A 19,859-nucleotide genomic window follows, 5' to 3' on the forward strand; every position below is an offset into this window, starting at 1 on the left:
GTGACCCCCCGCGTGACACCGGCTCGGAGACTTCGGTCACCATGTCCGCATGAAACACGGGGGTGTGGCTGTTCTGTTGGGGGTCTTCGCGGTGACGGCGGGAACCGGATGCACGGTCGTCGTGCCCGGAATTCCCTCCGCCTCGGCCGAGGAGCCGACGTTCCCTGTCTCCGCCCCGCACGCGACCGCACCCGAGTCCGAGCTCGCATCGTCCCGGGCTCCGGGCATGTCCTCCCCGGTCCGATCCATCGTCGATGCCGAGAACTACCTGACCGCGCCGGGTGTCTACCACTTCACGAGCGCCAGCGGGAAGTTCGCGTGCATGATCTCCACGGAGGAACCGACGCTCGCCGGCTGCCACGGACCCATGCCGGCGACCGCACCGAAGGTGCCCGGCAGCGGCGCACCCGACGTCCTGGTACCGCCGAACTCGGTGTCCGTCACCGCCGACGGACCGGCCGCGTTCACGAGTGTGGGCGACACGCGGTTCCACGGTCCCGGAGCCGGCGTGCAGCCGCTGCCCTACGGTCACCGCCTCGACGCCGCCGGATTCACGTGCACCGTCGATCCCGTCACGGGCGTCACCTGCGCGGCACGCCTGCACGGATTCACCGTGTCGGACAGCGCATTCGACCTCTGGTAGTGCACACCGCCCCGGCGCCGCGACGTCACCCGGCGGAGGCCTGCTCCGCGGCCCACTCGGCGACCCGCCGGACGCTCTCCTCCTCGGACAGGTCCTCGACGCGCGTCATGATCGACCAGCGCACCCCGAACGGGTCGCGGATCGAGGCGTAGCGGTCGCCGGAGACGAACGTGGCCAGCGGTTCACGGATGGTGGCACCGGCACGCTCGGCCCGCAGCACCACCTCGTCGACGTTCGAGCAGTACAGCCCGAGCGAATAGCAGTCGGCGTCCCCCTGCGGCGCCGCGACGAGCCCGTAGTCCGGATTGGGTTCGCCGAGTTGCATTCGCCCACAGCCGAAGTCGAGGTCGGCATGGACAACGATTCCCCCGATCTCGGTGACGTCGACGACGCGGGCACCGAACACCGAGCGGTAGAACTCGATGGCGTCGCGGGCCGACGGCACCGCGATGAACGGGGTCAGGCTGGTGGATCCGTGCGGGATACCGTCGGTCGTGTGGTCGCCGGTGACACCGGCTCCGGTCATGGTGTTCTCGTTCATGCCCCGACGCTAGGACCGGACCGTCGGGGGTGGCTTGTAGATTCGCGACAGCACACGAGAAGGGATCCGGCGTGACGACCAGCGACCGACGCGGGGTCCTGTATCCCGCGCGCCTGCCCACGTTCCATCGCGAACCGCCGCCGCGCGAACTCACAGGCCTGGTGCGGTGGTTCTGGATTCCGGAATGGCAGCTCGCCCCGGGCCGAACCTCGCGGCAGGAGGTCCTGTCCTTCCCCGCCTCGAATCTCACCGTCGGAGCCGATGGGGTGACCCTGACCGGTCCGACGACGCGACGGTCGCACCGCGACCTGACCGGCACCGGCTGGGCGGTCGGTGCGCTGCTGCGCCCCGCCGCTGTCCCGGCGCTCGTCGGCGACCCCCGCGCGGCACGCGACCGGCAGGTCCCGTTCGAGGCACCCGAACTGCACCGGGCCGTGACGGCGGCGATGTCGTCCGAGGGTGACGGCGCCGCCCGGCGGGCTCGCGCGACCGCGGCGTACTCCGCGTGGCTCCTCGATCGCGTCGGCCCACCCGACGCCGAGGGTGAACTGGCCAACGCGATGGAGGACACGATCGCCGCCGATCTCGGACCGACCCGTGTCGACGACCTGGCACAGACGCTGGGTATCTCCGTGCGCAGCGTGCAGCGCCTCGCGCAGCGGTACGTCGGGGTGACACCGCTGGCGATGATCCGCCGTTACCGGCTGCAGGAGGCCGCCCAGCGCCTGCGCGACGATCCGCGGATTCCGATCGGGCAGGTCGCCGCCGAGCTCGGGTACGCCGACCAGGCACACCTGTGCGCGGACTTCCGTCGCGTGCTCGGTTTCACCCCGAGCGCGTACCGCGACCGCGCCGTCCCCGGCGACGACCCGTCCCGCCCCGCACCGACCGGGTGAGCGATCGGATCCGGTCCGGAGCCCGGACTCAGAAGTTGCCGCGTGCGGCCTGCTCCCGCTCGATCGCCTCGAACAGCGCCTTGAAGTTGCCCTTGCCGAAGCCGAGCGATCCGTGCCGCTCGATCAGTTCGAAGAACACCGTCGGGCGGTCGCCGATGGGCTTCGTGAAGATCTGCAGCAGGTAGCCGTCCTCGTCGCGGTCGACCAGAATGCCGCGCTTCTTCAGCTCCTCGATCGGCACCCGGACCTTGCCGATACGGGCACGCAGCTCCGGATCGTCGTAGTACGCATCGGGAGTCGCGAGGAACTCCACACCCTCCTCACGCAGCCGGTCGACCGCGGTGAGGATGTCGTTGGTGGCCAGGGCGAGGTGCTGCGCACCCGGTCCGCGGTAGAAGTCGAGGTATTCGTCGATCTGCGAACGCTTCTTCGCGATCGCGGGCTCGTTGAGCGGGAACTTCACGCGGTGGTTGCCGTTGCACACCACCTTGCTCATGAGAGCCGAGTAGTCGGTCGCGATGTCGTCGCCGATGAACTCCGCCATGTTCGTGAAACCCATGACGCGGTTGTAGAAGTCGACCCACTCGTCCATGCGTCCGAGTTCGACGTTGCCGACGACGTGATCGAGCGCCTGGAAGATCCGCTTCGGCGCGCCCTCGCGCTTGCGGTAGGTCGAGGTGCGCTCGACGTAGCCGGGCAGGTACGGACCGTTGTAGCGCGACCGGTCGACCAGCGTGTGCCGCGTGTCGCCGTAGGTCGCGATGGCGCCGATGCGGACGGTGCCGTTCTCGTCGCTCAGCTCGTAGGGCTCCTCGAGGACGGTCGCTCCCTGGCGCCGGGCGTGCTCGATGCACTTGTCGACATCCGGGACCTGCAGAGCGATGTCGACCACGCCGTCACCGTGCAGGCGGTGATGCTCGATCAGCGGACTGTCCGGGTCCACCGCGCCCTTGATCACGAATCGCACGGCGCCGCTGCGCAGTACGTAGGCGTGGTGGTCGCGGTTGCCGGTGGTGGGTCCGGAATAGGCGACGAGTTCCATGCCGTAGGCCGACTGGAAGTAGTGCGCCGTCTGCGTCGCGTTGCCGACCACCCACACCACAGCGTCCCAGCCGCTCACGGGGAACGGATCCCGTTCGCTGTCGTACTCCACCAGACCGACGAGGCGCTGGAGCTCCTCGGCGTCGAGCTGAGCGAGTCGTTCGCTGTCGGTCAGGGTGTATTCCAGAGTCATCGCTGCAACCTCCTGCCGCTCACTGCGGCACAGTCGTTGTGTCGTGTGTCACCAGGAGAAACCCACCCGCCGGTGGGACGCAACGTCGCCTTCGGGAACTGGTCCGACTGACTCGAATTCGCTGGAATCCTGACGTTCACCTATACAATCAGGCTAGTTTTCGGCGTCCGATGGGAAGGAAGCGCGATGCGCGAGCCCGTGCAGCTGGACGAATTGGATTTCGCGCTTCTCGAGGCCCTGCACGCCGACCCGAAGGTCGGCGCGCTCGAGCTGTCCCGTCGCCTGAAGGTCGCGCGCGCCACCGTCTCGGCACGCCTGCGGCGCCTCGAGGACACCGGGGTGATCGCCGGCTACGAACCCCGGATCAACCTCGCCGCAGCCGGTTTCGAGGTCCAGGCGTTCGTGACGATGGAGATCGTGCAGGGCGCTCTCGAAGACGTCACGGAGGTCCTCGAACGCATCCCGGGGGTGCTCGAAGCGTTCGCCACCACCGGCGCGGGCGACGTCCTGTGCCGCATCGGGGCCGAATCGCATCTCGGCCTCCAGCAGACCCTCATCGAACTGAACCGCTCGTCGATCGTCGCGCGCTCGACGAGCGTGATGGTGCTGTCGGAGGTCGTGCACTACCGGGCGATGCCGCTGCTCCGCACCCTCCAGCCCGAACGATCCGCGAAAGCACCCGCGTACCGGCGCTGAGCCGATCACGCCCACAATCCCGCTCCGACTAGCCGGATTGCACAGAAAAAAGCGCTTCGGGCATCCGGACCCTCCGCACGCTGCACAGTTCTCCGAGGCACAGTTGCGCGGCATTTGTTACTGCCGTCACAGTCGTTCGCCATGAAGAACCTGCTGACCCGATTCGAAGAAAAAGCCCCCGAGATCGTCTTCGAGTGGCACGACACCGAGACCACCGCCCGGGGCTGGGTCGTCATCAACTCGCTGCGGGGCGGCGCAGCGGGCGGCGGCACCCGCATGCGCCGCGGTCTCGACCGGCGGGAGGTGGAGTCGCTGGCGAAGACCATGGAGATCAAGTTCACCGTCTCCGGACCCGCGATCGGTGGCGCCAAGTCCGGCATCGATTTCGATCCGTCCGACCCGCGCAAGGAAGGCGTGCTGCGCCGTTGGTTCGCAGCGGTCACTCCCCTGCTGCAGGCGTACTACGGCACCGGCGGCGACCTCAACGTCGACGAGATGAACGAGGTCGTTCCGCTCACCGAGGCCAACGGCCTGTGGCACCCACAGGAAGGCGTCGTCAACGGTCACTTCGGCAAGGACGAGCGCCAGCGGATCCAGCGGGTCGGCCAGCTGCGACTCGGCGTCGCGAAGGTCGTCGAGGACGCGCGGTTCACCCCCGCCACCAGCACGAAATACACTGTCGCCGATCTGATCACCGGCTACGGTGTCGCCGAGTCGGTCCGTCACCACCAGCTCGTCTACCGGGGCAGCGACCTGGCCGGCAAGCGCGTGATCGTGCAGGGCTGGGGCAATGTCGGCGCCGCCGCTGCCTACTATCTCGCCCAGGCCGGCGCGTCGATCGTGGGCATCATCGACCGCAACGGCGGCATCCTCGAGCCCGAGGGGCTCTCCTTCGACGAGGTCCGCACCCTGCTGCTCGAGCGCGACGGCAACGCCCTGCGCAGCGACCGCATGCTCCCCTTCGACGAGGTGAACGCCCGCATCTGGGATCTCGGAGCCGAGATCTTCCTGCCCTGCGCCGCAAGCCGACTCGTCACCCGCGAGCAGGTCGACCGCATGGTCGCTGCGGGACTCGAGTCGATCGCCTCGGGCGCGAACGTCCCGTTCGCCGACGACGAGATCTTCTACGGCCCCACCTACGAGCACGCCGACAAGTCCGTCGCCGTGATCCCCGACTTCATCGCCAACTGCGGCATGGCCCGTGCCTTCGCCCAGCTCATGGAAGGCGACGTGGAGGTCTCCGACGCCGCGATCTTCGGTGATGTGTCCACCACCATCGAGACTGCACTGCGTCGGTGCCACGACCGTTCGGCCGAGCTCACCGGACTCGCCGCGACGGCCTTCGAAATCGCCCTCGACCAGCTGGTTCCTGCCGGGGAGCGCATCGATGACTGAAACCCTGGCTCCCGCGACCACGACCGGTGCCCAGAGCACCGCCGGTCTGCATCGCGCGATGAAGCCCCGCCAGCTCGTCATGATGAGCCTCGGCGGCGCCATCGGAGCCGGCCTGTTCGTCGGGTCGGGGGCGGGCATCGCCGTCGCCGGCCCGGCGATCCTGATCTCGTTCCTCGTCGCGGCCGTTCTCGTCGTGTTCGTGATGCGGATGATGGGTGAGATGGCCGCGGCCAACCCCGCCAGCGGCGCCTTCTCCGAACACACCGAGAACGCCCTCGGTCCCGTCGCGGGCCGGACCATCGGGTGGTTGTACTGGGTGCAGGTCATCATCGTGATCGCCGCGGAGGCCACCGGCGCTGCCGCGATCACCGCGGTGGCACTGCCCGGGATCCCCCAGTGGGCGTCCGCGCTGTTCTACATGGTCGCGCTGACGGGCGTGAACCTCGTCGGCGTGCGCCGCTTCGGCGAGGTCGAATTCTGGTTCGCCGCAATCAAGATCGCCGCGATCCTCGGGTTCCTGGTGATCGGTGTCGCGATGATCGCCGGGTGGATGCCCACCTTCGAGACGACCGGCTTCGCGAACCTCACGGCGCACGGCGGGTTCGCACCCACCGGTATCGCCGGTATCGCCGCCGGCCTGCTCATCGTGGTGTTCGCGTTCGGTGGCACCGAGATCATCGCGATCGCCGCCGCGGAGACCGCCGATCCTCGTCGCAACGTGGGCCGCGCGGTGCGCACCCTGGTGTGGCGCATCCTCGTGTTCTACATCGGGTCGGTGCTCGTGATGGTGACGATCCTGCCGTGGACCTCCGAGGACCTCGCGACCGGTCCGTTCGTCGCCGTGCTGCAGGCCGGGGCCGTCCCGGGTGCCGCCGCGGTGATGACCGTGATCGTCGTGGTCGCGCTGCTCTCGTCGCTCAACGCGATGCTGTTCAGCGCTTCCCGAATGATCTTCTCGCTGTCGCACCGAGGATCGGCGCATCCCGTCTTCGGGCGACTGTCGTCCAACGGCGTCCCGCGCAATGCGGTGCTCGCCTCGGTGGCGTTCGGTTTCGTCACGGTCGGGCTGAACTATCTCTACCCCGACCGGGTGCTGCCGCTGCTCCTCAACGCCGTCGGCTCCACGATCCTGGTGCTGTGGACGTTCGTCGCGGTCTCGCACATCGTGCTCCGTCGTCGCGCACGACGCAACGGCACCGAGGATGCACAGCCGCTGAAGATGTGGGGCTTCCCGTACCTGTCGTACGCGACGCTCGGCCTGCTCGCCGGCATCGCGGTGCTCGCACTGTTCGACACCGCCGCCCGCACACAGCTGCTCGCGACCGGCGCTCTGACCGCAACGATCGCCGGTACCTGCACGGTGCTGGCGCGGCGACGCGCCGCGGCCGAAAAGGTTCAGGCCGAGACGGTTCAGGAGCGCCAACCGTAGGGACGCGTGATCATCTCCACGAAGTGACCGGCGGGGTCGAGGAAACAGATTCCTCGACCCCGCCGTTCCTGTTGCTTCCGTGCGCGGACTGCCGAGGATCGGCCGTCAGGCGGTGACCCGCGCCGCCGCACCCGCGTCGACCGACATCACGGTTCCGGTGATGTGCGCACTCGCCTCGGCCGCGAGGAACAGCACGGCGTGGGTCACCTCCTCCGGCTCCAGGAACGGGACGGGCTGTCCGTGGAGACTCGCGAAGATCGGTTCGATGTCGGCGCGCGTGGGGTTCTCGAGATCGGGCCGCATCATCCGATACAGAGCGTCGTTGTGCACCATGGGAGTCGAGATATTCCCGGGAGCAACAGCATTGACCGTGATCCCGTGCGGGGCGAGGTCGAGCGCCGCGCTCTTGGTCATCCCGATGACACCCCACTTCGACGCACAGTAGGCGACCTGACCCGGGGCCGCACCACGGCCGAGCATCGACGCGATCGTCACGATCCGACCGTAGCCTCGCTCGATCATCCCGGGTGCAACGGCAGCCACGGTGTGGAACACACCCGTCAGATTCGTGCCGAGGACCTCGGACCACTGACTGTCGGGAAGGTCCTGGACGGGCGCAGCCGCCGAGACCCCGGCGTTGGCCACGGCGATGTCGATTCTTCCGAGTTCCTCCTCGGCCCGACGGACCAGTGCCTCGATCGCCGACCGGTCTGCCGTGTCGGCCTGGACCGCGATGCACCGCCGGCCGGTCGCTTCGACCAGGCGCACGGTCTCTTCGAGATCGTCCTTGGTGCTCAACGGGTATGCGACCGCGTCACTGTCCTCGCAGCGGTCGCAGACGACGATGTCGGCCCCGCGTTCGGCGAGCGCGACGGCATGCGAGCGGCCCTGTCCTCTTGCGGCACCGGTCACCAGCGCCACCCGGTTCGTGAAGTCGGTCATCTCGTCTCCTCAGCTAGCTGGATGTGGACTGTTCGTCTGCACGCGCCCGGACGAACCGGGCGCACGACTCGATCGACGCGACGGAGACGCTGTGAGCGGGCTGGATCAGCGGCCACGTGTGTCCTTGCTCCGCAACCACTTCCAGCGTGCAGGTGACGTTCGCCTTCGCAAGCGACTCGGCCAGACCGAGCGCGTCACCGACCAGCGCCTCGTTGCCCCCGACCTGAATCAGCGTGGGCGGAAATCCCGCGTGGTCGGCCAGCAACGGCGAGGCCAGCGGGTCGCTTGCAGGGGCACCCTGCAGATAGTCCTCGCGCGCCGACTCCGCCGTCGCCAGCGGGAAGAACACATCGGACGCGGTCTCGTAGAACGGCGACGAGCAGTGCAGGTCGAGCCACGGCGACAGCAGCATCAGCCCGTCGGGAGTGCGCAGAGCGCCCGCCTTCGCCGCGACGATCACCGCGGCGGCGAGACCGGCGCCCGCCGAGTCACCGGCGAGGACGATCGGTCCCTCGGTTGTGGAGGCGAGTTCCTCGTAGACCGCGACGGCATCGCGCAGACCGGCCGGGAACGGGTTCTCCGGCGCGAGCCGATAGCGCGGCAGGACGACCGTCGCCTCCGCGCCCGCCGCGATCTTCGCCGCGTAGGCGTTGTACGCCTCCGGGCTGCCCATCCGGTATCCGCCCCCGTGCAGATAGAGGATGGTCGCCCGGCCGTCGGCGCGGATGGTCCGGCACGGCACACCCGCGAAGTCCGCATCGCCCGCCGTGACCTCCAGCACGGGGTCGATCTCGGTCGCGGCGAACAGCGCGCGGCGTTCCAGCAGTTCCGGGCTCGCCGGCGCACCGGTCCGCTCGGCGGGCAGCGCATCGTGCACTGTCGGCATGTCGTCTCCCAAATAGTTTTCTACGAAAGGACTCTCACGAGCGAGCGGCCTCGACGAGCTTGTCCGGATGGCGCGCGGCGATCGTCCGGCGGATGCCTTCACGCCAATCCACCGTGCACGGTCCGGTGATGGAGGCACGCAGCGTGGTGTCCGCGATCGATCCGCGCAGCGTTCCCTCGATCGGAGCCACGTCGACGACGGGGTCGATCCCCATCAGTTCGCCGGCGTAGGCCGCCCACTCCTGCACGCTCACCGGTTCGTCGCCACCCCAGTTGACGATGAGCGCAGGCGTGGCGGCCGCCTCGAGCAGGGCACCGACCTGGCTGTTGATGTCGTCCTCGTAGATCGGGCTGTACATGCACGGATCCCAGCGGGTGGTGATCGGCCGGCCGTCGGCGAGGGCGTCGACGTGCATGGCCGGCAGCCCACCGTTGGGACCGTACGAGGCGTTCATCCGAGCGATCGTCACCGGGACGCCGAAAGCGCGTGCGGCGAATCGCGCGGTGGCCTCCTGGCTGATCTTCGACATCGAGTAGGTCGGGGTGTGGGTGCTGTTGCACTCCCCCAGCGGCGACTGCTCGGTGAACACGTACATCGGGTCGTCCTGCGGTCGGTAGACCGAATGGGTCGACATCACGAGGGCGCCCTTGGCGGATCGGCAGTGCTGCAGGAGGAGTCCGGTGCCTTCCGCATTGGCGCGGATCGCAGCGTCGTAATCCCATCCCGGAGCCAGGCTCGCAGCCAGGTGCACGACGTACGTGAAATCTGCAGGGACACCGTCGAAGTCGCCGTTTCCGAGATCGCAGGTGACCGGGGTGATCCCCGCGTCGCTCACCCGCTGCCGGTCGTCGGGTCGGCTGTACCGCGCCAGTCCCCACACCTCGTTCTCGGCCGCGAGTGTCCTCGCGATCGGAAAGGCGATCTGACCGGTCACCCCGGTCACCAGGATCTTCTCACCGCTCAGCACGGGTCTCACCACAATTCGTCGGTGTACTTGTCCGTCCCGACCACGGTCGGGATGAACGGCGAGGCGAAGGTGACGTGACCGGCACCGGAGTTCTCGATGTTCTCGGCGTAGTCGACGATGTGCTGCCAGCTCTCGGCGGGATTGCCCTCGAGGAAGCACATCTGCAGGATGCGCTCGGTGGATCCGCCGTCGTTGCCCATCTTCATCGGCACGTTGTGGTCGGCGGGCCAGGGCTTCATGCGCCAGTTGCTCACGAGATCGACAGCACCGGTGGCGAGCAGCTTCTCGACCGGACCGCTGTTGATGGTCTCGAGCGCGGAGGCGCGGTCGACGCCGTCGGCCGGCTCGATCATGACGATGACGAGGCCGCCGTAGTGATGGTCGTGTGCAAGCTCGAGCGGGACGCCGTCCTCGTGTGCCGAGATATTGGAATCCGGCAGGTACTGGCCGGTGTGGACGTGCTCACGCTCGGCGAAACCGCGTCCGGCAGCGTAGAGTTCGCCGACCTGCTTCTGAGCCCAGGCGTCGGCGACCTCCGCATCGGGCTCGTGAACCCAGTAGATCGCGAGATACGAACCGTCCTCGGTCCTGGTCGCGACCGGTCCGGTCGCCGGGAAGCGCAGGTCCTTCAGGGCCTTCGTGGCGACCCAGCGGCTGCCGGCGAACCAACCCGGACCGACCATGCAGCCCGAGTAGCGGTGGTCGCGCTCGTACCAGCGGTTGTACTCGACCTCGTGACCGCGCGACGGATCCACCATGGTGAACAGTGCGTAGCCGAGTCGCACAGGAGTCAACGTCATTGCTCTCTCCTACTTTCGTGAACCGGACGCGCGGGCAGCCGGAAGGCCGGCTGCCCGCGGTCCTCGAGAATTCCTGCCGGTATGCCGCCGGTCAGCGAGTCGCGGCGATGCCGTCGAAAGTGTCGTCCTCACGCCACTTCTGGAGCATCTCGAAGTACTCGTAGCCGGGTCCGTACAGACCGCCCGCGAGGATGCTGCGCTTGTCGTCGATGCGGCCCTCGTTGTTGTAGTGACCCGGCGTGCACGAGAGGTTCCATTCCCGTCGCATCTCCACGTGCTCGGCGATGGTCGCGTTCCAGCCGGCCTCGGCCTCGGTGGTCGGTTCGATCGCCCGGATGCCCTCGTTCAGGCACTTGCCGACCATGTAGACCATGTGCCGGGCCTGGTTGTCGATGAGGTTGGAGATGTTCGAAACCTGCGTCGACTGAACGAATCCCAGGAAGAACAGGTTCGGGAAGTCCTTGCTGAGGAAGCCGTGGTAGGTGCTGGCGCCCTCGGCGAACTTCTTCGACAGCCGGTTGCCGTTGCGGCCCAGCACGTCGTAGCCGGCCTTGTCGGTCCAGGTGCGTCCCTGCTGGAAGCCGGTCGCGTAGATGATGAGGTCGACCTCGTACTCGCGGTCGCCGACTACGATGCCCTTCTCGGTGATCCGGTCGATCGGCGTGGTGGAGGTGTCGACGATGTCGACGGACTCCTTGTTGAAGACCGGAAGGAAGTCGTCGCTGAAGCCCGGCCGCTTGCACATGGTGCGGTAGTAGGTCTTCAGCTTCTCGGCCTTGACCGGGTCCGTGACGATAGCATCGACACGGTCGCGCAGCATCTCGTTCCACTCGTAGTCCGAGCGCTCCATCGCGTCCATGTACTGCTCGAGGGTCGGCTCCGCGCCGCCGGCCTCGTAGATCGCGTGCAGCTGGTACTTCGCGAACTTGATCCAGCCGTCGTCGACGTCGCAGTCGGCGGTGGCGCGGTCCATCGCGCACTTGTCGAAGGAGACGCGGCGCTCCTTCTGCCAGCCGGCGGGCAGGGACTTGAACCATTCGACATCGGTCGGGGCGTTCTCGCGCGGCGCGATCTGGCTGGGCGTGCGCTGGAAGACGACCAGCGACTTCGCGTGCTCGGCGAGATGCGGGATGGCCTGGACACCGGTGGCACCGGTACCGATGATGGCCACACGCTTGTCGCGCAGTTCGGTCAGGTTTCCGGTGGCGTCGCCACCGGTGTAGTCGTAGTCCCACCGGCTCGTGTGGAAGCTGTGGCCGGCGAACTTCTCGATCCCCGGAATGCCGGGCAGCTGGGGACGGCTGAACAGGCCGCTCTGGGTGGAGACGAAGCGGGCGCGGAACACATCGCCGCCGTCGGTGCGCACCGTCCACCGCGCGGTGTCCTCGTCCCATTCCATCTCGGTGACCCGGGTCTGGAACAGGGCGTGCTCGTACAGGCCGAACTGCTTGCAGAGGGACTGCGTGTAGGCGAAGATCTCGCTGCCGCGGGTGTATCGCTCGGTGGGGACGTAGCCGGTCTCCTCGAGGTACGGCAGGTAGATGTACGACTCGATGTCGCAACGCACGCCCGGGTAGCGGTTCCAGTACCAGGTGCCACCGAAATCGGCTGCGACGTCGAGGATCTTGAAGTCGGTGACGCCGATCTTCTTCAGCTCGATGCCGGTGCTGATGCCCATGAAACCGGCGCCGATGACGAGCATGTCGAGATCGGCGGTCTGCGGCGGCGTGGTGCGCGGGCCGTCCGCGTGCGGGTCGGCGTCGAAGTCCGCGAACTTGCCTTCGAAATCGATCGCCTGGAAGGTGTCGGCACCGGTGTTCGGCAGGCGCTTGTCGCGCTCTTCGGCGTACTTCTTCCGGAACCATTCGAGGTCGTCGACCTTGCGCTGGGGTTCCCAGAGGTGTGGATCGCGGGCGGTGGTGTCGGGGGCGGTCATGAAAGTCCTTTGGTCGTCACTGCGTCGGAATGTGCGATCCGGCGACGGGGGGCTCGTCGCCGCAACGCATTCAGCGATAGTTCGAGGGGAAGCCGTGATCCGGCGCAGGTCCGGTCACCAGGGGGTGCCGGCAGGGATGTGCATGAGCTCGACGCGGTTGCCGTCGGGGTCGGCCACGAACACGAACTGCGGGGCGGTCGGATCGCCCAGACCGGCGCGGGTCTCCGGCACCAGCGCTCCGCCATACTCGCACAACGCCTCTGCCGCGGCGTCGATGTCGTCGGCGAAGAACGACAGGTGGGTCATGCCCAGATGGTTACGGCGGGTGGGCGGGGTGCCGATCACGCCGGGCTGCCGGTAGGACAGCAGTTCGATACGCAGGCCGTCCTTCTCCAGAAAGGTCGAGGTGAGGCTGCACGGTGCATCCACCTCGGGGATCTGCTCGTCGATGTCGTATTCCATGATCTTGGTGAAACCCAGTCCGTCGCAGTAGAAGCGAAGGCTCTTGGCGAGATCGGAGACACACAGCCCGACATGGGAGGTGCGGTAGGTGTGCGCGGCAGCTTCGGTGTTCGCAGTCATCCGAGAATCCTGTTCGTGTGAGGGGGTACGGTCAGCCGACGGCGACGGGGGTAACCGGGCTCGCCGTACCGCCGGTGATCTTCAGCGCGCCGATGGTGAGCAGGAACTCGTAGCACCGGTCGGCGGCGAGTTCTGCGAGGTTCATGTTCTCGACCAGGTAGATGCCGTGCTCGACGAGCAGGATGATGTGTCCGCCGAGGTAGATGTTCTGGTCGAACGGGATCGGCTCGATCGCCGCGTTGTCGGATCCGACCAACGCGACGTCCTTCTCGGCGAGGAAGGCGGCAGCTTCGAGGCCGATGCCCGGCTGCGGCATCATCTCGCCCTGGTTGGTCAGGTAGTCCTCGAGCCATCCGGTGCGGATGAGCACCAGGTCGCCCGTCTGCAGTTCGACGCCCTGCTCGTCCAGCGCCTTCTGCAGGTCGGCGACGGTGATGACGTAGCCGGGCTCGAGCAGATCGACCCCCTTCGAGGCGGCGACGTCGATGAGGACGCCGCGGCCGGCGATGCCACCGACCTTGTCGATGCTGCACTTGGCCGCGCCCGAGTACGGGGTGACCTGGTCGGCCGGGTAACCGTTGTAGATCTTGTTGTCGGCGTACACGTGGCACAGGGCGTCCATGTGCGTCGAGGTGTGCGACGGCATGACGAGCTGGTCCTCGTTGGCACCGACACCGGGGACACCGCCGTTGGCGAGGGCCATCGCCTCGTCCTGATGGTTGGTGAGGGTGAGACGCTGCGGGATGCCACGGTATTCGAGGTTCGGCACGCCCGATCGCTGGATCGGAATGCTGAGGCTGTAGGTCTTGCCCGTCTTGGGCAGGCGGAGCGCGGAGAGCACCCGCTCCGGCGTGAGGTGATTGAGGGCGCCCAGCTCATCCGCTTCGCCCCAGCGGCCCCAGTTCGACTTACGCGTGCTCAACATCGACTCCTCAACTTGTGTCCTCGGTAGCGAGGTTCGGGGTGGTTGTCGGTCGGCTCGGGACGTGTCGGTAACCGAGCACGAAACGAATCCGTAAGCGACGACATATACCCATCCGCTTTGTGACCGGACTCACTGTAGCCATCGGCTACGTTTGCGTCAACAGCTCTGTCCGATTCGATTCCGCACAATTCGGTCAGTGCCGACATTCATCGCCTGACGCAGCTGTGACCGCGAAATAGCGACTGCCGGCGAGCATTTAGGAGCGAGCAACCGAAGAGCCCGGCAGTGTCCATTGACATTTCCGCGGCGGTATGAGCACACGACGCGGCGACGGTCACTCTCGGGGTGCACCCCGTCCGCCTCGGCGTCAACCCCCGGCGGGATGCGCTGGTCACTTCCCGAATCCGGCGACGAATTCCGGCACGGACTCGATCGACCGGAGTCGGCGCACCCGGAGAACGAGCACACCGCGTACGACCGCACGAGCACGCGAGCCCGAACCGCCTGTGTCGCCAGCGGATACCGTATGCGGTTCCGGCACAGTCGGTTCGGGCTCGCTCGGCCACCCGGAGGCAGACGTGCTATTGCGCGTCCGTGAATTCGAAGTGCGACTCGTCCGGCTTCTCGCACAGTTCGTAGTACTTCTCGCCGCTCCACGGTGCGTTCATCTGCAGCCGACCGAACTCGTTGACGTAGTAGTTCTTCTCCATCGCCGAGTTCGGCATCAGGTAGATGAGCTTCTTGGCCTCTTCGTGCAACTGCTCGTTGTACTCGTCGAAGGCGTCCTTGCGGATGACCATCGACGCCCGGCCCTTCTCGAGCATTCCCACGATGCACTCGGCGATGTAGCCGGTCCAGACCTCGAACCACACCGGCAGGCCCGCACCACTGGCCACCGGCTGCGAGTTCGGTCCGTACAGCATGAACATGTTCGGGAAGCCGGGTACGGTCATGCCGAGGTGCGCCTGCGCACCCTGCGCGGTCCAGACGTCTTCGAGAGTCACCCCGCCGAGGCCGAAGTACTGCGTCGGCCAGATGTACTTCTCCGTCTGGAAACCGACCGCGGCAATGACCAGTTCCGTCTCGCGGGTCTCCCCGTCGGCAGTGACGATCGCGGTGTCGGTCATCCGCTCGATCGGAGTTGTGACGAGCTCGACGTTGTTCCTGGTCAGCGAGGCGTACCAGTTGTTGTCGACCACCGGACGCCGCGTCATGGGCGGGTAGTCCGGGATCAGCTTGTCGATGAGATCCTGCCTGCCGTCGACCTGGGCCGAGATGTAGCCGACCAGGATCTCGCGCAGCATGTCGTTGCGCTTGCTGATCTGCCCGCCGTTCGCGATCCACTCCTCGTCCGGCATGAGCACGTTGCGCAGGTCGATCGTGGCCAGGCCGGCGACGTACTTGTTCCAGTTCCAGTAGAACGGCATCTTCCGGATCAGCCACTGCAGCTCGTCGGAGATCGGCACCCCGTAGTTGGTTCGCGGCGAGATCCACTGCGGTGTGCGCTGATACACCGTGACGGATTCGGCCTTCTCGGCGATCTTCGACAGCAGCTGCACGCCGGTCGAGCCGTTGCCGATCACGGCGACCTTCTTGCCTGCGTACTCGACGTCCTCGCTCCACCGGGCGGTGTGCACGATCCGGCCGGTGAAGTCGGAGACGCCCTCCACCGAGAGCTCGCGCGGCGTCGCGAACACACCGCTGGCGGCGACCACCACGTTCGCTTCGACCTCGGTGACGGACTCCTCGCCCTGCACGGTCAGTGTCCAGCGCTGCGTCGCCTCGTCGAAACGGGCCTCCGTGACGTCGGACCCGAACCGGATGTGCTCGTACACACCGTATTTGCGTGCCACGTGATCGATGTATGCGCGCACGTCGGACTGACGGGCGAAGTATTCGGTCCACGGGTACTTCTTCTCGAAGGCGTATTCGTAGGTGAAGCTCACGGTGTCGACACGGACGTCGGGGTAGGTGTTGATGCTCCACACCCCACCGACCTCGGCGCGACGCTCGTAGATCGTGAACGGGACGCCGAGGTTGGCCAGCTGCACACCCATGGCGACACCGGCGAAACCGGCACCGACGATCGCGACGTGGTAGCCCTCGGGAATCACCTTCTCCCCGTGCCATTCCGCCTGATAGGGCAGGTCGGAGAAGGCCGGGATCTTGTGTCGCATGATCAGGTCGTCGGGCCCGAGGGTGCGGGCTTCCGCCATCCCGAGCAGCTCGACGATCTCGTCCCGGGACGGGACCGGCAGCGTCGACTCGTCCGGTTCGGTGAGCAGGTATTCGACGGCCTTCGCCCGGATGAGCGCGGTGTCCTCGTCGGAGAACACGATCGCGTCGGTGGTCGGACCGAAGACGCGTTCGGGAGCGATCGCGGCGATCTCCGCGTCGCGGGTCGCCTGGTACAGCGCCATCCGCAACGCGTTGGGGTCGGCGCACTCGACGGCGCGCTCTATGAAGCTACGTCCTGGCATGGGAACTTCCAATTCTCGGTTTCGGGGGCGGGCACGGGGGCCGTGTCAGTCGACGGCCGCGCCGGACAGGGCCCGCTGGTCGATGACGGCCTGCCGGAGGTGCTGCTTACGGATCTTCATGGTCGGGGTCTTCGGCATCTCCGAGACGATCACGACGTCCTCGGGGAACTTCGCCGGCGAGATGCCGGCCTCCCGGCAGTACGCGCGGACCTCGTCGACGTCGGGATCGGCTGCGCCCTCGTGCAACTGCAGTACTGCGCAGATGCGCTCACCCGACCTGTCGTCGGGCAGGCCGATCACGGCGACATCCGCGACCGCGGTGTGCGCGGCGAGCACCTCTTCGATCTCGGTGGGGCTGATCGATTCGCCCTTGCGGATGATCAGGTCCTTCTCCCGGCCGACGAGGACCAGGTGACCCTCCGACTCGAGCTTTCCGGTGTCACCGGTGAACATCCAGCCGTCGCCGTCGAAGGGACGGATGATCTCGCCGTCGGCGCGGTACTCCTTGAACAACATCGGGCCTCGCAGCCACACCCGGCCGACCTCGCCGGTGGGCAGCACGGCGTCGTCCTCGGTGCGGATCTGTACCTCGCAGCCGAGCACGGGACGTCCGGAGGTGGTGGCCAGTTGCTCGATGCTGTCGCTCATCCGCGCCGAGGTGATCATCGGGCACTCGGTCATGCCGTAGGCGTGCAGAATCGGGATACCCATCTCGATGAGCACGTCCCGGAACAGCTTCTCCGGCATGGGAGCTCCGCCGCCGGTCAGCATGCGCAGGCTCGGGACCACCCGTGCGCCCGGATTCTTCCGCTGTTCCTCGAGCAGCATGGCGTAGTGCGGGGTCGAGCCACCAGTGATGGTCACGCCCGCACGACGCATCAGGTCCACCGCGGCACGCGGCTCGTAGACCTCCATGAGGGCCAGCGACATACCGGTGGTCAGCGAGGCGATCAGCAGGTCGGGGCCGCCGATGTGCGCGTACGGGAAGAAGATGGTGCCGACGTCCTCGGCAGTCGCACCGATGGCGTCGGCGAGGGAGACGCCGCCGGCGATGAGCGTGCCGTCGGTGTGGCAGACACCCTTCGGCGCCGACGTCGTTCCGGAGGTCGTGTAGATCCAGCGCACCTCGTCGCGGCCGACCGGCGCGGGAGGAAGGGTGGCCGGGTCGCCGTCGGGCAGCTCGGAGGAGACGATCAGCAGGTTCAGGCGGTCACCGCTCGCCGCGCGCAGCTCCTCGGCCATGGCGCCGTGGTCGAAGCCGCGGAACTCTGCCAGGGTGATCAGCCATTCCGACTCGCACTGGGCGACCATCGCCCCGACCTCGCGTGCCCGGTAGAGCGGGATGATCGGGTTCTGGGTCACGCCGAGACGCGACAATGCCAGACTGAGCACGACGGTCTCGATGCGGGTGGGCAGCTGCCAGCTCACCGTGGAACCGGGGTCGATGCCGCGGGCCAGCAGGCCGGCCGCGACACGTTCGGCCACGGAGACGACCTCGGCGAAGGTCATGCGGCGATCGTGCTCGTCGATGAGGGCGACGGCGTCGCCGGTGGACCCGGCCCGCAGGGCCAGCAGATCCCACAGGGAGACTGCGTCGTTCGGCGCGATGTCCGAGTTCACGAGTTCTCCTCCTTCGTCTTCGTCTTCGAGGAAAGCGGGCCGGGCGTCAGGAGCGGATATCCGGTGCGCAACAGGGCATTCGCGTGCCCGTGCCAGTGGATGTCGAAGGCCGACTGCAGGGCCGCCTGCTGACCCATGATGTCGAGGGTCTGGTTGACGGCACGCTTGGCGGTGGCCAGTCCCCAGGGGTCCATCTGCGCGATCTCCCGCGCGAGGTCCATGGTCTGCGTGTCGAGTTCGTCGAGCGGGACGACGCGGTTCACCATGCCGGCGTCGAACGCCTCCACCGCGGTGAGCTTCCGGGCGGTGAAAAGCATCTCCTTGGCGCGGCGGGCACCGAGTTCCCAGGTGTGCGCGTGGTATTCGACGCCACCGACACCGAATTTCACGACGGGGTCGCTGAAATAGGTGTTGTCGGCCGCGACGATCAGGTCGCACGGCCAGATGACGTTGAGAGCCCCGGCGACGCAGGCGCCCTGGACTGCTGCGATCGACGGCTTCGGCACGTCGCGCCACTTGCGGGAGAAACCGAGATAGTGCTCGGTCTCCCACCCGTAGGCGCTCTCGAGGGTCGTCTTACTCTCCTTGAAGTACCCCGGGGCCACGGTCTTCAGGTCGTGGCCGGCGGAGAAGTTGTCGCCGTTGGCACGCACGACGATCACCTTGACGTCGTCGTCGCGGGCAGCCTCCTGCCAGCTGGCGTCGAGGTCCTGCAACAGCGATGCGTCCTGTGCGTTGTGCTGCTCCGGACGGTTCAGGCTGATGACGGCGACGGCGTCGTCGACGCGGTAGTCGATGTAGGTCATCGGCCGGTCCCGGTGTAGATACGGTCGAGTGCCTCGACGATGTCGGCGTCGTTGCCTGCCGCAGAACCGAAATCGAACTGCCAGCGCTTGGCGGCGTCGGTGAACAGGTGCACGTTCGACTCGATCATGTACCCGATGCCGGCGTGAACCTCGTGCGCCGAGTGGACGATCTCCTGCGCGGCCTTCGCCGCCTGCTTGCGCATCAGGCCGACGTGGGGTTGCGGATCGAGGGCGGCGTCGAGGGCGGCGGCGGCCGACCGCGCGTGCACCGAGGTGAAGTGCGCAGCGATCGCGAGGTCGGTGCACAGGTACTGCACCGCCTGGAAGCGTCCGATCGGTCCACCGAACTGGTGCCGCTGCTGCGCGTACAGCACGGTGATGTCGAGCAGCTTCAGCCCGGCACCGTAGAGCTGTGCCGCGCGCAGCACCGCGCCGCGCTGCTCTGCGACCTCGACGGCACGGTCGGCGTCGGCGCCGCGGGCCAGCACGGCACCGTCGGCCACCGGCACCTTGTCGAAGGTCACCGCGAACATCGGGTACCCGCCCATGTTCGGCATCGCCTCGACAGTAGCCGCGGAGCTCGCCTCCACCACCGCCACAACACTTTCCGAACCGGATGCGTACACGAGGAAGCTGTCGGCGTCGCCGGCGTGGTCCACTGCCAGTGCGACGCCGTCGAGCGTGCCGTTCTCGTACGTCACCGCCGAGCCCCACTCGGGGGACTGGAACACCGGGACCACCACGGCCTCACCGTTGCCGATGCGCTTGGCGAGGCTCGTCGCCTCATCGGTGCCGATCACCAGTGCGGCGTCGCGGGACATCGTCAGCTCGAGCAGCGGCGTGTCGGCCAGCGCCCGTCCCGCCTCGACGAAGATGCCGGCGATCGTCGCGAGCGACGGGCTGTCGGCGTCGGCGCCGGTCGGATCACCGAGTTGCAGCCAGCCGAGTTCGGCGAACTGTGCGACCTGGTCCGCGAACGGAACAGTGTTGGATCGGTCCTCCAGCGGCGAGTACCGCGCGAACACCGACTTGCTCACATCTGCGAGGGCTGCGAAGTCCTCGCCCCATGCCAATTCCATCT

At 67.3% G+C, this 19,859-nt stretch carries 18 protein-coding genes; 5 read left to right on the forward strand and 13 right to left on the reverse strand.

Annotation, left to right across the window (positions count from 1 at the left end):
* Positions 1 to 49: 49 nt before the first annotated feature.
* Complete coding sequence (locus ACWDUD_RS02135; protein WP_450106559.1) at positions 50 to 643, forward strand: hypothetical protein; 594 nt, start codon at positions 50 to 52, stop codon at positions 641 to 643.
* A gap of 25 nt (positions 644 to 668) precedes the next feature.
* On the opposite strand, the gene ACWDUD_RS02140 is transcribed toward ACWDUD_RS02135, so the two are convergent.
* Positions 669 to 1,184: a VOC family protein gene (locus ACWDUD_RS02140; protein WP_450108175.1), complete on the reverse strand. Its 516-nt coding sequence runs from the start codon at positions 1,182 to 1,184 to the stop codon at positions 669 to 671.
* Positions 1,185 to 1,255: 71 nt separating this feature from the next.
* Between ACWDUD_RS02140 and ACWDUD_RS02145 the strand changes: the two genes are divergently transcribed.
* The gene (locus ACWDUD_RS02145; protein ID WP_450108176.1) at positions 1,256 to 2,080 is read left to right on the forward strand and encodes a helix-turn-helix domain-containing protein; all 825 of its coding nucleotides are present in this window, start codon (positions 1,256 to 1,258) and stop codon (positions 2,078 to 2,080) included.
* A 28-nt stretch (positions 2,081 to 2,108) separates the two neighbouring features.
* Here ACWDUD_RS02145 and hppD read toward each other — a convergent pair whose 3' ends face one another.
* A complete protein-coding gene (gene hppD / locus ACWDUD_RS02150; protein ID WP_197258003.1) occupies positions 2,109 to 3,314 on the reverse strand; it encodes a 4-hydroxyphenylpyruvate dioxygenase in 1,206 nt (401 codons plus the stop codon).
* 186 nt (positions 3,315 to 3,500) lie between these two features.
* Between hppD and ACWDUD_RS02155 the strand changes: the two genes are divergently transcribed.
* The 3 genes from ACWDUD_RS02155 to ACWDUD_RS02165 all read left to right on the forward strand — a co-directional run bounded on the left by ACWDUD_RS02155 (position 3,501) and on the right by ACWDUD_RS02165 (position 6,834).
* Complete coding sequence (locus tag ACWDUD_RS02155; protein WP_197258001.1) at positions 3,501 to 4,010, forward strand: Lrp/AsnC family transcriptional regulator; 510 nt, start codon at positions 3,501 to 3,503, stop codon at positions 4,008 to 4,010.
* A gap of 141 nt (positions 4,011 to 4,151) precedes the next feature.
* Positions 4,152 to 5,405: a Glu/Leu/Phe/Val dehydrogenase dimerization domain-containing protein gene (locus ACWDUD_RS02160; RefSeq protein WP_450108177.1), complete on the forward strand. Its 1,254-nt coding sequence runs from the start codon at positions 4,152 to 4,154 to the stop codon at positions 5,403 to 5,405.
* Positions 5,398 to 6,834 (forward strand): amino acid permease, encoded by a 1,437-nt coding sequence (locus ACWDUD_RS02165; protein ID WP_450108178.1) that lies wholly within the window; start codon positions 5,398 to 5,400, stop codon positions 6,832 to 6,834. The genes ACWDUD_RS02160 and ACWDUD_RS02165 overlap by 8 nt, the downstream gene beginning before the upstream one ends.
* 105 nt (positions 6,835 to 6,939) lie before the next feature.
* On the opposite strand, the gene ACWDUD_RS02170 is transcribed toward ACWDUD_RS02165, so the two are convergent.
* The 11 genes from ACWDUD_RS02170 to ACWDUD_RS02220 form a co-directional block, all read right to left on the reverse strand.
* Positions 6,940 to 7,776 carry a mycofactocin-coupled SDR family oxidoreductase gene (locus ACWDUD_RS02170; protein WP_450108179.1) on the reverse strand — a complete coding sequence of 279 codons (837 nt, stop codon included), beginning with the start codon at positions 7,774 to 7,776 and terminating at the stop codon, positions 6,940 to 6,942.
* Positions 7,777 to 7,789: 13 nt separating this feature from the next.
* Complete coding sequence (locus tag ACWDUD_RS02175; protein ID WP_450108180.1) at positions 7,790 to 8,662, reverse strand: alpha/beta hydrolase fold domain-containing protein; 873 nt, start codon at positions 8,660 to 8,662, stop codon at positions 7,790 to 7,792.
* Between the two features lie 34 nt (positions 8,663 to 8,696).
* Positions 8,697 to 9,638, reverse strand: coding sequence for an NAD-dependent epimerase/dehydratase family protein (locus tag ACWDUD_RS02180; RefSeq protein WP_450108181.1), 942 nt, complete (start codon positions 9,636 to 9,638; stop codon positions 8,697 to 8,699).
* Positions 9,635 to 10,429, reverse strand: a complete 795-nt coding sequence (locus tag ACWDUD_RS02185; protein ID WP_450108182.1) for a hypothetical protein — start codon at positions 10,427 to 10,429, stop codon at positions 9,635 to 9,637. The genes ACWDUD_RS02180 and ACWDUD_RS02185 overlap by 4 nt, the downstream gene beginning before the upstream one ends.
* Positions 10,430 to 10,520: 91 nt before the next feature.
* Complete coding sequence (locus ACWDUD_RS02190) at positions 10,521 to 12,365, reverse strand: flavin-containing monooxygenase (protein ID WP_450108183.1); 1,845 nt, start codon at positions 12,363 to 12,365, stop codon at positions 10,521 to 10,523.
* 114 nt (positions 12,366 to 12,479) lie between these two features.
* The gene (locus tag ACWDUD_RS02195; protein WP_450108184.1) at positions 12,480 to 12,947 is read right to left on the reverse strand and encodes a VOC family protein; all 468 of its coding nucleotides are present in this window, start codon (positions 12,945 to 12,947) and stop codon (positions 12,480 to 12,482) included.
* Positions 12,948 to 12,978: 31 nt separating this feature from the next.
* Positions 12,979 to 13,872, reverse strand: coding sequence for a cyclase family protein (locus ACWDUD_RS02200; RefSeq protein WP_450108185.1), 894 nt, complete (start codon positions 13,870 to 13,872; stop codon positions 12,979 to 12,981).
* Positions 13,873 to 14,453: 581 nt separating this feature from the next.
* Positions 14,454 to 16,352: a flavin-containing monooxygenase gene (locus tag ACWDUD_RS02205; protein ID WP_450108186.1), complete on the reverse strand. Its 1,899-nt coding sequence runs from the start codon at positions 16,350 to 16,352 to the stop codon at positions 14,454 to 14,456.
* A 45-nt stretch (positions 16,353 to 16,397) separates the two neighbouring features.
* On the reverse strand, positions 16,398 to 17,972 hold the full coding sequence (locus ACWDUD_RS02210; protein ID WP_450108187.1) for a class I adenylate-forming enzyme family protein: 1,575 nt from the start codon (positions 17,970 to 17,972) through the stop codon (positions 16,398 to 16,400).
* On the reverse strand, positions 17,969 to 18,778 hold the full coding sequence (locus tag ACWDUD_RS02215) for an enoyl-CoA hydratase (protein ID WP_450108188.1): 810 nt from the start codon (positions 18,776 to 18,778) through the stop codon (positions 17,969 to 17,971). Before ACWDUD_RS02215 ends, ACWDUD_RS02210 begins: the two co-directional genes overlap by 4 nt.
* Positions 18,775 to 19,857 (reverse strand): acyl-CoA dehydrogenase family protein, encoded by a 1,083-nt coding sequence (locus ACWDUD_RS02220; protein ID WP_450108189.1) that lies wholly within the window; start codon positions 19,855 to 19,857, stop codon positions 18,775 to 18,777. Before ACWDUD_RS02220 ends, ACWDUD_RS02215 begins: the two co-directional genes overlap by 4 nt.
* Between the last annotated feature and the right edge of the window lie 2 nt (positions 19,858 to 19,859).

The organism is Rhodococcus sp. NPDC003382, from assembly GCF_053589135.1.

Coding starts and splice junctions, on each gene's coding strand:
- ACWDUD_RS02135 (WP_450106559.1), top strand. CDS start 50: ATGAAACACGGGGGTGTGGCTGTTCTGTTGGGGGTCTTCGCGGTGACG.
- ACWDUD_RS02140 (WP_450108175.1), bottom strand. CDS start 1,184: ATGAACGAGAACACCATGACCGGAGCCGGTGTCACCGGCGACCACACG.
- hppD (WP_197258003.1), bottom strand. CDS start 3,314: ATGACTCTGGAATACACCCTGACCGACAGCGAACGACTCGCTCAGCTC.
- ACWDUD_RS02155 (WP_197258001.1), top strand. CDS start 3,501: ATGCGCGAGCCCGTGCAGCTGGACGAATTGGATTTCGCGCTTCTCGAG.
- ACWDUD_RS02160 (WP_450108177.1), top strand. CDS start 4,152: ATGAAGAACCTGCTGACCCGATTCGAAGAAAAAGCCCCCGAGATCGTC.
- ACWDUD_RS02165 (WP_450108178.1), top strand. CDS start 5,398: ATGACTGAAACCCTGGCTCCCGCGACCACGACCGGTGCCCAGAGCACC.
- ACWDUD_RS02170 (WP_450108179.1), bottom strand. CDS start 7,776: ATGACCGACTTCACGAACCGGGTGGCGCTGGTGACCGGTGCCGCAAGA.
- ACWDUD_RS02175 (WP_450108180.1), bottom strand. CDS start 8,662: ATGCCGACAGTGCACGATGCGCTGCCCGCCGAGCGGACCGGTGCGCCG.
- ACWDUD_RS02185 (WP_450108182.1), bottom strand. CDS start 10,429: ATGACGTTGACTCCTGTGCGACTCGGCTACGCACTGTTCACCATGGTG.
- ACWDUD_RS02190 (WP_450108183.1), bottom strand. CDS start 12,365: ATGACCGCCCCCGACACCACCGCCCGCGATCCACACCTCTGGGAACCC.
- ACWDUD_RS02195 (WP_450108184.1), bottom strand. CDS start 12,947: ATGACTGCGAACACCGAAGCTGCCGCGCACACCTACCGCACCTCCCAT.
- ACWDUD_RS02200 (WP_450108185.1), bottom strand. CDS start 13,872: ATGTTGAGCACGCGTAAGTCGAACTGGGGCCGCTGGGGCGAAGCGGAT.
- ACWDUD_RS02205 (WP_450108186.1), bottom strand. CDS start 16,352: ATGCCAGGACGTAGCTTCATAGAGCGCGCCGTCGAGTGCGCCGACCCC.
- ACWDUD_RS02215 (WP_450108188.1), bottom strand. CDS start 18,778: ATGACCTACATCGACTACCGCGTCGACGACGCCGTCGCCGTCATCAGC.
- ACWDUD_RS02220 (WP_450108189.1), bottom strand. CDS start 19,857: ATGGAATTGGCATGGGGCGAGGACTTCGCAGCCCTCGCAGATGTGAGC.